The following is a 12,787-nucleotide window of genomic DNA, read 5'->3' as shown; positions in this document are numbered from 1 at the left end:
TCGGGGGCAACGGCAGCGCGATCACGACGGCGAGGATCTTTGATGTAGCCTTGCTGACTCAGTTCTTCATAAATGTCTTCCAGGGCACTGAGATCCGTAGGCTCCCGGTAGGCATCTAACTGAGCGATCGCTACGTCCAGTTGATCCAGGTAGGCCACGTCGCCCTGTGCCTCGGCCAGCAAGGGGGCGATCGCATCCCGCGATCGCTTCAATTTTTGATGGCGTTTGTAGAGCAATTGGGCATTTTGCACCCCCGTTTTCTGAGGGCTGAGGGGAATGGCGATCGGTTCATGGGTTTCAAAATCAGGCAGGAGGATCTGGGTCATGCCTGGTTGCCATTCATGGCCATAGGCCATCAGCAGATCCGCCCATTGGCGATAGCGATCGGACTCCTCCGACAGCAGGAGACGACTCTGAAAATCCTGCACTTTATGGTTGAGCTTTTTCTGTAGCGTGATGATCCGCTGGGAGATCTGATGGCGCAGTTGGTCAAAGATTTGTTGGTTACGCTGGTCGGTGTAGTACTGATCGAGCAACGCCTGCACGCTACTAGCAGGTTGCACCACCCCCCAACCCATCACCGTGTAGCCCTGCGATCGCCATCCCGGCTTAAACCGTTCTTGGTGCAAGGCCTGTAGCCATTCCTGCCATCGCTCATACAGCCGCTGCCAATCGGTAGACGCCAGGTCGTTCGTGGTGCAGTCTACGGCAAGATCCGCCATCTCCAACATCGACACCACGAGATTAGAACTCAGCCCACAGTAGACCTTCATCAGATTGCGCTTGAGGGTGCCTGGAATTAAACAAAGGCGATCGCGCCAGTCGTCTAGAGATTCCTGCAGCGATGGCGAGTCTTCCAACATGCGAGGTGGCATCTCGTAGGGTTGCCCGGTTTGAATCGGACGCACGCTGGACTGCTGCCGACTCACCTGATGCGCAGCGGTGACAATGGTTTGATCGGCATGGGTCAAAATGGCATTGCTATACTTGCCCATAATCTCCACATAGAGATGCCACAGGGGCGACTCCCCCGGACGCTGGGCAAACTGAAAATCCACCACCCGCTCCCATGGATGAATCAGGTCAACCGCAACCAGCGCCAAGCCACCCAACTGATGCTTAAGCTGCTGACTGAAGGTGAAGGTATCCGGCGTACGCGGCGGTGGGCCACCTAGACAAAGGTGGGCCGCCTGCGGATGCCAGCAAATATTCAGCCAACTCCGTCCCTCCAGGGTGCGCAGGGCTAGGGAAACCATGTGGCGATCGCGTTGATAGACCTGCTCTAGGCGCGCCGGCAGCCAGCCATCTCGCAACTCAGCACAGACCGCCGCTAATGTCGTCAAATCTACGGGTTGCACAGTCCCATCCCTCGTCAGTTCTATCCATCACCTGAGGCCTCCCCAATCGGGGAAGCACTGGCGGGCACCAGTTCCGAAGCCAACCCTCTGCTGTCCTAAAAGGGCTATTTACCTAAACGCCTGCTATTGCGTCAAAGATCCACAGGACAACAGCGCTGCGCCCCGTCTTACTAAGTCTATCGTTGCCCCTGTGCATCCAAGCACCACAACCGCTAAACTTTCCAACAAGCTTATAGAATCCTTGATTTTCTCAGAGAATCCTTGATTTTTCTTATTTTCTAGGATTCTAAATTCCTCTTAACCCGTAGGATGTGATTATATTGAAGGCTCGCTTAGCTTAAAGCGGCCTATCTCTTAGATCTTTTCTACCACAACCACTATCACTACCTACCCTAGCCAAGCAGCCAACCCATTGGGCATAGCTGTAGGCGTAGAGCAGCCAACCCATTGTCTTTAGCACCATTCCCTAACCACCGGGCCAAAACGTGTTTTTGTTATGACTGGACAATTGATCAACCTGGGGTTTGATAACACAATGGCAGCAGGACAACTGATCGCCATCGTGGATGCGGACTCGGCTCCCATTCGACGGCTCATCAGCCACGCCCGTGATCAGGCTCAGTTGACCCATGCTACCCAGGGGCGATCGCCTCGTACTGTGATCATCAGCCATCGGCTCGTTCCTTGGCCGCTCAACCCACCCAAGATGTGCGATCGCACCGTAGCAGCTCCAGGAACATGGCATCTGACCCTGTCCGCACTGCAGGCGGAAACCATTACCCACCGGCTGCTCATGCACCCCCATGTGCCTCGTTCTGCTCTATCGGCTAGCAAGCTACCTAACCCTATGGATATTCGGCTCATTAATATCGGATTTGGCAATATTGTCTCTGCCAATCGAGTTGTGGCAATTGTTAGCCCCGAATCTGCTCCCATTAAACGCTTAATTACAGACGCCCGAGAACGAGGGCAATTGGTCGATGCCACCTACGGTCGCCGCACAAGGGCGGTCATCGTTATGGATTTTGGGCACGTCATTCTCTCAGCCATCCAACCGGAAACTGTCGCCAATCGCTTTGTAACCCCGAAAGACACTGCCTCCAAAGATCTATAACGGCCCCTGCCCCTGCACGGGGCTAGAACAATACCGCCCCTCACGCAAGCTCAATGGCACTGGGGCTCAAGAAAGTATCACCGTTCCAGCTGAGCCGGCCGCAGCCTCTTGATCAAAGCTTGCTGCATCATCGCTGTCGCACTCGCACTTCGTTAAGTTAAGTAACATTCATTCAGATTTTGCCGAGGATCCATCGACTCATACACCGTGTTATTTAGTGATATATACTCACCAGACTAAGGCTAATCCACGCCGAGCCACCCCAAAAACTATCTGAAGCAACCAAGGTCAGAATCCCGAAAACCCCGTAAAATCTACATTAGGAAGCAGGAACTACGGGGCGATAACCACCCAAGCTTGGGGTGGATAAGAGAACTGCCGCAAGTTGGAGAAGCGATCGCCCCGTCACTATCGTAGAAAACCCTAGAGTAAGTCTGCTTTGGTGCATGTTCCTCCTTGCCATATGGAGGCGATTTGTGGAACACTTCTTTATACACTTTCATTTTCACAAACGTCTTGTCAAACTGGTTTAGAGCTTGGGGCAGATAGCTTCAAGAACTAGCCGGCAGGTGTGCCGGTTGCTCGGTTGCAGGTTCACATGATGCCTAACCTAGGTACGACGTGAGCACAATCGGCAAACCGATTAGGATAAACCTGAAGGAAGCGTTGAAACACGAATTAGGAGGAGCGTAGTCGATGGGACTACCTTGGTACCGCGTACATACAGTCGTCCTGAACGATCCAGGTCGTCTGATTTCTGTGCATTTGATGCATACGGCTCTTGTGGCAGGCTGGGCTGGATCAATGGCTCTGTACGAGCTAGCGATCTTCGATCCAAGCGACCCAGTTCTCAACCCCATGTGGCGACAAGGCATGTTCGTCATGCCCTTCATGGCACGCCTAGGGGTTACGGGTTCTTGGGGTGGATGGAGCATCACCGGTGAAACGGGTGTTGATCCAGGATTTTGGTCATTTGAAGGGGTAGCAGCCGCCCATATCATCCTTTCTGGTCTGCTATTCCTAGCGGCCTGTTGGCACTGGGTATTTTGGGATCTAGAGCTGTTTAGAGACCCTCGGACGGGCGAAGCAGCACTAGACTTACCTAAAATGTTTGGGATTCATCTATTCCTTTCTGGTCTACTGTGCTTTGGCTTTGGTGCATTCCACCTCACGGGTCTCTTCGGCCCCGGCATGTGGGTGTCTGATCCCTACGGGGTGACGGGCAGCATTCAGCCTGTGGCTCCAGCCTGGGGGCCTGATGGGTTTGATCCATTCAACCCAGGGGGCATTGTGGCCCACCACATTGCCGCTGGAGTAGTCGGAATTATCGCTGGACTCTTTCATATTGCTGTGCGTCCTCCCGAGCGTCTGTTTAAGGCCTTGCGGATGGGGAACATCGAAACTGTATTGTCGAGCAGTATTGCCGCCGTGTTCTTTGCTGCCTTTGTGGTTGCAGGAACCATGTGGTATGGCAGTGCAGCCACTCCGATTGAACTGTATGGGCCAACCCGCTATCAGTGGGATGGCGGCTACTTCCAGCAAGAAATCGAGCGCCGCGTTCAGGCAGGCGTTGCGGCTGGGCAAACAGAAGAGCAAGCCTGGGCTCAAATTCCAGAGAAGCTAGCCTTCTATGACTATGTGGGCAACAGCCCTGCAAAAGGTGGTTTGTTCCGTACTGGAGCTATGGACAAGGGCGACGGAATTGCCCAAACCTGGCTGGGTCACCCGACGTTCACCGATGGCGAAGGTCGTGTACTCTCTGTGCGCCGTCTGCCTAACTTCTTTGAAACCTTCCCAGTGGTCTTGGTTGACCAAGATGGTGTCATTCGGGCTGATATTCCTTTCCGTCGGGCAGAGTCGAAGTATAGCTTCGAGCAAACCGGCGTAACCGTCTCCTTCTTGGGAGGGGAATTGAACGGTCAAACCTTTGACGATCCAGCAACGGTTAAGCGCTTTGCGCGTAAAGCCCAGTTGGGTGAGCCTTTTGACTTTGATCGGGAAACCCTGAACTCTGACGGGGTATTCCGCACCAGCACCCGTGGCTGGTTTACCTACGGTCATGCTGTCTTTGCGCTACTGTTCTTCTTTGGTCATATCTGGCATGGCTCGCGGACTCTGTTCCGGGATGTGTTTGCTGGGGTTGACCCTGAGCTCTCGGAAGAGCAAGTGGAATGGGGCTTCTACCAGAAGGTGGGTGACAAATCTACCCGCCGGAAAGAAGCAATCTAAGCATCTGAAGAGGACTCAACCGAGGGCGATCGCAGGTCGATGGCTTTCAGGTTGGGTCTTTCTTGCATTTGTTTGTAGACTAAAGATAGATGTAGTAAGAAGGTCAAGCCATGGAAAGTGTTGCTTACATTCTGGTTTTAATTGGGGCGCTCGGCACAATTTTCTTTGCGATCGCCTTTCGTGAACCCCCTCGTATTACCAAAGACTAGACTAGACCTGGCACAGGGTTGATCAAACATTGTGCCCCCTAGTCCAACATGAATGATCATGTCTACAAGAGTTGCACGCCGGTGTGACTCTTTTTTTATGGGCTAGATTCGAGGCATCTGCTAGTTCATGAACAGGTCTATGGGTGTTAAGTATTGTTACTGTTATGCCTACGCCGATCAACCCAAGGCGATCAGAAGCAGTACACCATCTAGATTTGCTACATCCCTGATCTGATCAGCACTAGCTACAGTGGACAAGGGCTAGATTTGAGTCTTTTTGTAGCTTGGATGTATTCTTAAGGGAGGTGATTCGTCAGGGTTTGTTTTCGGTAGCCGAGTTGCAGATATGGGTTAAGTTTGCGACCATGGCTTCGACATGACTCTCGGCTGACCGTCTGCTGATAGGGTTGCTCCTAGGCGATCGCCCGCCGACCTCATTGACCTTGATCTAAGGCCTTCACTATGCGGTGTCCCTTTTGCCAGTTCACAAATAATCGCGTGCTAGAGTCCCGCGCAGCGGAGTCGGGGCAAAGCGTGCGCCGCCGTCGGGAGTGCTTACGCTGTGGTCGTCGCTTCACCACCTATGAGCGCATTGAGTTTGTCCCCATTACGGTCGTCAAGCGAGATGGCGATCGCGAATCCTTTGACCGTTCCAAAGTCTTACGAGGAATTGTTCATGCCTGCGAGAAAACTGGTGTCTCGGCTGAACAGATCGAGAATTTCGTCGATGAACTAGAGTCAGAACTGCAACTGCAAGCTGCCCGCGAAGTCTTAAGCACTGAAATTGGTGACCTAGTTCTGCAACGGTTGCAGCGTTTTAACGAGGTTGCCTATATTCGATTTGCCTCCGTATATCGTCAATTTCAGGGTATCCAAGACTTCATTGATACCCTCAATCACCTTCAGCAACATCAGGAAGATGACGGATCCCTACCGTCCCCCTTTGCTCGCCGTGAAACCCTAGACGATGCTGCTTCCTTCGATGACGCTTTAGACAGCATGGCACCCTCCCTAAAGCTACTGTCCTAGCCATGGCACTGCGGATCTCCATACATCACGTTGTAGGGTGCTGTTAGGCGAAGCCGCAACGCACCTTAGAAAGCTGTGCATTGGTATAATCGCTCTCCTGCCAATCCTGAGCATGGGCCCAGCCGAGTTACGTAGAAGCGCTGAGAATGCCCGACCATTGCACCTGCTTTTGCTTCGTGCGGCGGTAGGAAAAGAAGTCTTGGGGACTTTGATAGGTGCAGTGGGGAGCGATCGCCACCTGCTGAGGCTCCAAGCCCAGATGCTCTAGCTGCAGTTGGTTAATGCGCCGCACATCAATCCGCACCCGCTCTGGATGCTCATCGGGGTAGATAGGCGGATTGGGTAAGTTCTGTAGTTTCTGGAGTACGCTCTCGATCGACTCGGGGGATTCAGTAGCAGAACCCTGGGGCTGCTCCGTTAAGCTTTCACCCAGTTCCGCTGCTACGGTTTTAGACACTTGATACACCTCGCCAGCGATCGCTGGCCCCATGGCCACCTGCAAATCTGCTAGACGGCTGCCTTGAGACTGCAGGCGGGCGATCGCTTGGGGCACAATTCGCGCCGCCGTACCGCGCCAGCCCGCATGAATGGCCGCCACCTGTCCCGTGTGGCGATCGCCAATCAACACCGGCACACAATCGGCACTACACACCCACAACGACTGAGTGTCGCCATCGGAAACTAGCCCATCGGCAGCATGTAGGGTATCCTCTGCCGCATCCGTGGGCTGTTGGAGTTCGCTAGGGGTCAACACTCGATTGCCATGCACCTGCTTCACCCGGTTCACCTGGGCATGGGGGTGCAGCACCTGCACCAGATCCTGAGGGAGCTGGGGCCAAAACTGTTGGGTAAAAAATCCATGCCGCCATGGGGCCAACAGGCTACAGGTGAGATAACGGCGATCGCCCCAGGTTGTCCATTGCCAAGTCTGCATGATGGTTATCGTGATATTGCGTTAATCCTGAAGCCTGGCACGTCATCCAAGTCTACTGTCAGCTTACCCTACCGTTGAAACCCCAGATGATGACCTTCTAGATTGAGTCCTAGAGCCCTAGCACAAGCTGGAGTTGGGGTTCGGGCTTAGCTGTATCGGGCAGAGGTTCGGGGCAGGCGCAGGCAGCAGAGCAATATTTGGCATAGGCACAGCGATCGCATTGCTCTCCCGCAAACGGTTGCCAGCGGCGATCGTGGCGCAGTTCCAATGCCAGCTCACTAATCAAGGCCGTCACCCGCTCTCGATGGAACGGCGTCACCGCAAAGCTCACCTTATCGCCCGTGCGCAGGTAAATGAGGCTCAGTTGCTTCAAGCTCCGCTGGTAATGTTGCTCTAGGGCCAGGTAATACAGTCCAATCTGTAGGTCAAGTTCATCCGATTGGCCCAAATTGACATCTTTGGTGGACTTGTAGTCAATTAGCTCTAGCCCGTCATCTAAATAATCAATTCGGTCATAACGCCCCGACAGCGAAAACTCTAGGTTCTCCACCTGCAGCGTTCCCTGAATGCGTCCTTCCACCGCCAACGGCCGACGCATGGCGGCTTCCGCCATAATGAATTCATGGTAGTACCGCCGCAGAATCCCTCGCCCCTCTTCAATCTGCTTGCTGCTCAGACCATTGCCCTGCTGGTTCCAACAATGCTCAATCCACTCTAGGGCGGGCAGGGCGTCTTGATAGTGCCAATCTCGATAAATTTGCGCCAAGGCTTGATGGAGCGCTGTTCCCAACGCAGCCGACCCGAAGAAGGCCGTCCCCGGTAGCTTCCGTTCATAGCGAAAATAGTAGGATTTAGGGCAGCGATCGTAGCACTGAAGCTTAGCTGCGGAGAGAGGATAGGTCATAGCTAGACGGCGGCCAATGCAGGGTGGATGAAGTGCATTCCACGTTTGTAGCCCTCACCCTAAATCTCTCTCCCAGAGCGGGTAAGGGACTTTACATCTGCTCCCCTTTCCCTTGTTGAGAAGGGAAAGGGGGATGAGGGCCAACTTGCACAACTGGGATACACCCGGGTGGATGGAGAGATAGGCAGCGATCGCATTTGGGTCAGCCGGGATGAATGCACCATGCAGTCTTTCTCTATGATGGCACTACGCCTAAGATTCGCATAGGTTCATCTGTATCTGGGCTGTCCATACCTAGCAGATCTCTCTATTCCCATATTGCACCGAGGTAGGCGGCCGCGATCGCCCTGAATGGCACAACTCCAACGCGAATGGAATACTAGAGACATCATGCGTTAATACCGAGCGCTGTGAACGAGGCGATCGCGGGAAAAATGCTACATCTGGTGAACGAGTGAAGGGTATTCATGTTAAGTCGCATCAAAGAAATTGCAGAAACACTGGCTCCTCGGTTAATTGAAATTCGTCGCCACATCCATGCCCATCCGGAGCTGAGCGGACAGGAATATCAAACAGCGGCCTATGTGGCCGGAGTCTTGTCATCCTGCGGACTCTCTGTCCAAGAACTGGTGGGTAAAACCGGGGTGATTGGTGAACTAGAGGGACTGGGGCAGGATGATCGTCTCTTAGCCATCCGCACCGATATGGATGCCCTGCCCATTCAAGAGCGCGCCAATGTAGCCTACACCTCGCGCTTTACGGGCATGATGCACGCCTGCGGTCACGATGTTCACACCACGGTGGGTCTAGGCACTGCCATGGTGCTTTCCCAACTCGATCCGCTACCCGGACGCGTGCGCTTCTTGTTTCAACCGGCCGAGGAAACGGCCCAGGGAGCCTCTTGGATGATCCGAGATGGTGCCATGCATCATGTGAGCGCCATTCTTGGGGTACATACCTTTCCATCGATCTTGGGTGGCTGCGTTGGTATTCGCTATGGGGCACTAACAGCGGCAGCAGATGACCTAGAAATTGTCATTTTGGGAGAGTCTGGCCATGGCGCTCGCCCCCATGAAGCCATTGACGCCATTTGGATCGCGGCCCAGGTGATCACTACGCTACAGCAAGCCATTAGCCGCACCCATAATCCTCTCCGTCCAGTGGTGTTAACCATTGGACAAATTAGCGGCGGCCGGGCACCCAATGTCATCGCCGATCAAGTGCGGCTGGTGGGTACGGTGCGATCGCTCCATCCCGAAACCAGTGCAGAGTTGCCGGGGTGGGTAGAGTCCATTGTCGATGGCGTCTGCCAAATGTATGGAGCACGCTACACCGTGAACTATCGGCGGGGGGTGCCGTCGGTGCAAAATGACCCATCTCTCACCCAAGTGGTTGAACTTGCCGCTCAAGAGGCCTGGGGCAGCGATCGCATTCAACGCTTAGATGAACCATCCCTAGGAGCAGAAGATTTTGCCCTATACCTAGAACATGCTCCCGGCACGATGTTTCGCCTAGGGGTAGGCTACGACGATCAGCCCAATTACCCGCTGCATCACCCGCAGTTTCAGGTGAATGAGATGGCGATCGTTACCGGCGTAGTCACCCTGGCCTACAGCGCCTATTTGTATTGGCAGGAGCAGCCATAATCTTGTCTGGGCAGCCATGAATATAGAGCCACAGAGCATATTTATGAAAGATTCATAGAGCATTTGCTAGACCAAGCATTTTCACGGTCGTCGGAGGCGATCGCCCCTGCCTAGACTAGTAGAGTCAGGGAGATAGCTTTTTGGTGAGTGATGGCGATGAAGTGAGCCATCTACAAGGACATCAATGAGGGTGTAATCGGTAAGATCTGGACTCCGCTGCTAGTGGATCAGTCAGATTGCGCCACTCATTTACAATCACGTCGCAGAGATTTCTAGGATGATTTCGTTACCCTGACGGCGACAGCTACAGCGCTCTACACACGTTTTTTTGAACGATATGAAGCGCAGGTTAGCCATAGCTAGCCGATGGAAAGATTACAACTCCGATCGAAATACGAGACAATAGGACTAGATTGTACGACTCAGTACTAGCCATGCAGAAGCAACTCGGCTGCATCGTCGATATGGGTAGGTCGTATTTCGAGGAGAGCGATCGGTGTCGCGTCGGGTATCGTTTGACAAGCACATGATTTCTCTGGTGTACATAACTGGCTGATGTGGGTGACCCTACCATGTTGCTGAATTCTGATGACCCGTTGACTATGTCCTTACCCCCTATGAGCCCAGGTACATCCCCACCTGACACCTACGCCGACTCGGTGATCGGTGCCGCTATTTTCGACCCTAGCGGGCTGCCGAAAGAGTATTTTACAACCCCAGAAAGTGGCGATATTGGCTGGGTGCAAACCATCTTCCAGGCCCTAGGGCTGCGATCGCTGCTGATGTCATCGCTACGGTTAGAAGGATTTAGCCACGCCATCATCCATGGCAGCGGCTATTTTGCCATCGTAGTCAAGCAAAAAGCTAACTATATTGCCCTGCTGGTTCGTCAAAACGATCTGCGCGGCGTATCCCAATCCTTTGTGCGTTGGGTGCATGAGTTTGAACCCGGCACCCTACGAGACCATCCTCGCTTCAATTCTGTGTAACATCCTGTCTGTGTGACATCCTGCCAATCGCTCTCTAGCAGGTCGAGGCGTTGATGAATTGGATAGGATTTGCGCTAACGAACTGTGAGCGAGACGCACACTTGCAGTCATTCACAATTAAGGTAGCGTGAGCATCTTGCTCACGCCAGTTTCATAGCCTCATTCAGCAACGTCGCAGGTAGATTGTAGGCGTTCCGACCTTGTAGTTGGGCTTTCCTATATCTCATCGCCAACCTAGAGCGATCGCGTTCCTAGGATGAATTGTTTCCCTGGAAACGCGATCGGCTGCAGACACAACTAAAGCCAGCATGGACGCTGGATGTTTAAATATCCAAATCCGTTAGGTTGAGCTTGGAGCCATAGGTTTCAATAAACTCCCGGCGAGGAGCCACGCGATCGCCCATGAGCACCGTAAAGATGCGATCGGCCTCGGCAGCATCCTCAATTTCCACTCGCTTGAGGGTGCGGGTCTCCGGGTTCATCGTGGTACTCCACAACTGCTCCGGCATCATTTCACCCAAGCCCTTAAAGCGCTGGATATCATACTTGGCATTGTCCGGGAAGCCGCTGATAATTTGATTGCGTTCGCGATCGCTATAGCAATAGTAGTGGCTGCGTCCCCGTTCAATCTTATAGAGCGGCGGACAGGCAATATATACAAATCCCTGATCCACCATGGCTCGCTGATAGCGATAGAAAAAGGTCAGCAGCAAGGTGCGAATGTGGGCACCGTCTACGTCCGCATCCGTCATGATGATGATGCGATGGTAGCGAAGTTGGGCGGAGTCAAATTCATCCCCTTTAATACCCAGACCCAGCGCTGTAATTAACGCTTGCACTTCCGTGTTCTTGTAGATCTTGGCATCATCGGTTTTTTCGATGTTGATGATTTTACCGCGCAACGGCAGAATGGCTTGAAACTGGCGATCGCGCCCCTGTTTTGCAGAGCCGCCCGCAGAATCCCCCTCAACAATGAAGATTTCCGACTCACTAGGATCCCGAGAGCTACAGTCTGCCAGCTTCCCTGGCAGGGTCGATGATTCCAACACCGACTTACGGCGCACCAGTTCACGGGCTCGACGAGCTGCTTCCGCCGCATTGAAGGCCTGAATCGCTTTTTCGAGAATGGCATCCGCCACAGCCGGACGAAACTCTAGATATTCTGTCAGGGTTTCATTCACCAAAGAATCGACAATTCCCCGGACTTCCATGTTGCCCAGCTTGGTCTTGGTTTGCCCTTCAAACTCAGGGTCAGGCACCTTCACAGAAATGACGCCGGTGAGCCCCTCGCGGATGTTTTCACCCCCCAAGTTGGAGTCGCTCTCTTTCAGCTTGTTACGCTTGCGGGCGATCGAGTTCATGGTGCGGGTGAGCACCGTTTTCAAACCCTCTAGGTGTGTCCCGCCATCAATGGTGCGAATGTTGTTGGCAAAGCCTAGCAGGTTGTCTGTGTAGGCATCTGAGCACCACTGCAGCGCTACTTCCACCTGCACGTTGTTGCGCTCACCTGAGACAAAAATAATCTCTTCGTGAATCGGCTGCTTATCGTTGTTGATGTAGGCAACATATTCCTTAATGCCACCGGCATAGTGGAACACATCGCAGCGCGGCACATCCCGCTTAATCAGCTCTAGGCGTTCATCGGTGAAGACAATTTCTACCCCAGCATTGAGGTAGGCCAATTCCCGCAGCCGACCCGACAGGGTGTTGTAGTCAAACTCAATCCCCGTGGCAAAGATTTGGGTATCGGGCTTAAACTGCACCGCGGTACCGGTACGATGATCGGGGCAGGGGGCGATCGCCAGTTCTCCAATGGGCAAGCCGCGTTCAAACCGCTGGGTATGCACCTTCTTCTCGCGCCAGACGGTCACTTCTACCCATTCCGACAGGGCATTGACCACCGAAATCCCCACCCCGTGCAAACCACCGGAAACCTTGTAGCCACCGCCGCCAAATTTACCGCCGGCGTGGAGAACCGTCATCACCGTTTCCAAGGCCGATCGGCCGGTTGAGGGATGGATATCGGTAGGAATACCACGCCCGTCGTCCACCACCACGACCGAGCCATCCGCTTTCAGCGTCACTTGAATCTTCTGGCAGTGGCCAGCGAGGGCTTCATCGACAGAATTATCCACCACCTCGTACACTAGATGGTGCAGTCCGCGAGGGCCGGTGGTGCCGATATACATTCCTGGACGCTTACGAACAGGCTCTAACCCTTCAAGAACCTGAATCTGATCAGCACCATAGTTTTCAGCCATGAATGAAGCGCTCCTATACTGACCTGAAGCCGCTAAAGACTTCTGAATATCAAAAAACACCTAAATTCTAACACAAAAGGCTTGAGGGCGATTTTAGATGGATTTCAGATAAGT

General features: G+C 53.5%; 10 protein-coding genes and 1 pseudogene. 7 read left to right on the top strand and 4 right to left on the bottom strand.

What is annotated here, in order from left to right:
- On the bottom strand, positions 1-1,358 hold a 1,358-nt coding region (locus V6D20_22725; protein ID HEY9818596.1), incomplete at its 3' end, for an NFACT family protein.
- Positions 1,359-1,854: 496 nt separating this feature from the next.
- Between V6D20_22725 and V6D20_22720 the strand changes: the two are divergent.
- The 5 genes and pseudogenes from V6D20_22720 (at position 1,855) to nrdR (ending at position 5,939) form a co-directional block, all read left to right on the top strand.
- Positions 1,855-2,016: pseudogene (locus V6D20_22720) on the top strand (extracellular matrix/biofilm biosynthesis regulator RemA family protein).
- Positions 2,017-2,205: 189 nt separating this feature from the next.
- A complete protein-coding gene (locus tag V6D20_22715) occupies positions 2,206-2,472 on the top strand; it encodes a DUF370 domain-containing protein (GenBank protein HEY9818595.1) in 267 nt (88 codons plus the stop codon).
- A gap of 696 nt (positions 2,473-3,168) precedes the next feature.
- The gene (gene psbB, locus V6D20_22710; GenBank protein ID HEY9818594.1) at positions 3,169-4,701 is read left to right on the top strand and encodes a photosystem II chlorophyll-binding protein CP47; all 1,533 of its coding nucleotides are present in this window, start codon (positions 3,169-3,171) and stop codon (positions 4,699-4,701) included.
- 110 nt (positions 4,702-4,811) lie between these two features.
- On the top strand, positions 4,812-4,910 hold the full coding sequence (locus V6D20_22705; protein ID HEY9818593.1) for a photosystem II reaction center protein T: 99 nt from the start codon (positions 4,812-4,814) through the stop codon (positions 4,908-4,910).
- A gap of 462 nt (positions 4,911-5,372) precedes the next feature.
- Positions 5,373-5,939, top strand: coding sequence for a transcriptional regulator NrdR (gene nrdR / locus V6D20_22700; protein ID HEY9818592.1), 567 nt, complete (start codon positions 5,373-5,375; stop codon positions 5,937-5,939).
- A gap of 127 nt (positions 5,940-6,066) precedes the next feature.
- Here the strand turns inward: nrdR and pgeF are convergent, their stop codons facing one another.
- On the bottom strand, positions 6,067-6,873 hold the full coding sequence (gene pgeF / locus V6D20_22695) for a peptidoglycan editing factor PgeF (protein ID HEY9818591.1): 807 nt from the start codon (positions 6,871-6,873) through the stop codon (positions 6,067-6,069).
- Positions 6,874-6,982: 109 nt separating this feature from the next.
- The gene (locus V6D20_22690) at positions 6,983-7,777 is read right to left on the bottom strand and encodes a PD-(D/E)XK nuclease family protein (GenBank protein HEY9818590.1); all 795 of its coding nucleotides are present in this window, start codon (positions 7,775-7,777) and stop codon (positions 6,983-6,985) included.
- Positions 7,778-8,244: 467 nt separating this feature from the next.
- On the opposite strand from V6D20_22690, the gene V6D20_22685 reads away from it, so the two are divergent.
- Positions 8,245-9,423, top strand: a complete 1,179-nt coding sequence (locus V6D20_22685; GenBank protein ID HEY9818589.1) for a M20 family metallopeptidase — start codon at positions 8,245-8,247, stop codon at positions 9,421-9,423.
- Between the two features lie 602 nt (positions 9,424-10,025).
- A complete protein-coding gene (locus tag V6D20_22680; GenBank protein HEY9818588.1) occupies positions 10,026-10,412 on the top strand; it encodes a hypothetical protein in 387 nt (128 codons plus the stop codon).
- 323 nt (positions 10,413-10,735) lie between these two features.
- On the opposite strand, the gene gyrB is transcribed toward V6D20_22680, so the two are convergent.
- A complete protein-coding gene (gene gyrB, locus V6D20_22675; protein ID HEY9818587.1) occupies positions 10,736-12,673 on the bottom strand; it encodes a DNA topoisomerase (ATP-hydrolyzing) subunit B in 1,938 nt (645 codons plus the stop codon).
- Between the last annotated feature and the right edge of the window lie 114 nt (positions 12,674-12,787).

Source organism: Candidatus Obscuribacterales bacterium (assembly GCA_036703605.1).
Classification (GTDB): domain Bacteria; phylum Cyanobacteriota; class Cyanobacteriia; order RECH01; family RECH01; genus RECH01.
The sequence above is the reverse complement of the archived record's forward strand: the minus strand, read 5'-3'. Positions and strand labels throughout refer to the sequence as shown.

Coding starts and splice junctions, on each gene's coding strand:
- V6D20_22715 (HEY9818595.1), top strand. CDS start 2,206: ATGGATATTCGGCTCATTAATATCGGATTTGGCAATATTGTCTCTGCC.
- psbB (HEY9818594.1), top strand. CDS start 3,169: ATGGGACTACCTTGGTACCGCGTACATACAGTCGTCCTGAACGATCCA.
- V6D20_22705 (HEY9818593.1), top strand. CDS start 4,812: ATGGAAAGTGTTGCTTACATTCTGGTTTTAATTGGGGCGCTCGGCACA.
- nrdR (HEY9818592.1), top strand. CDS start 5,373: ATGCGGTGTCCCTTTTGCCAGTTCACAAATAATCGCGTGCTAGAGTCC.
- pgeF (HEY9818591.1), bottom strand. CDS start 6,873: ATGCAGACTTGGCAATGGACAACCTGGGGCGATCGCCGTTATCTCACC.
- V6D20_22690 (HEY9818590.1), bottom strand. CDS start 7,777: ATGACCTATCCTCTCTCCGCAGCTAAGCTTCAGTGCTACGATCGCTGC.
- V6D20_22685 (HEY9818589.1), top strand. CDS start 8,245: ATGTTAAGTCGCATCAAAGAAATTGCAGAAACACTGGCTCCTCGGTTA.
- V6D20_22680 (HEY9818588.1), top strand. CDS start 10,026: ATGTCCTTACCCCCTATGAGCCCAGGTACATCCCCACCTGACACCTAC.
- gyrB (HEY9818587.1), bottom strand. CDS start 12,673: ATGGCTGAAAACTATGGTGCTGATCAGATTCAGGTTCTTGAAGGGTTA.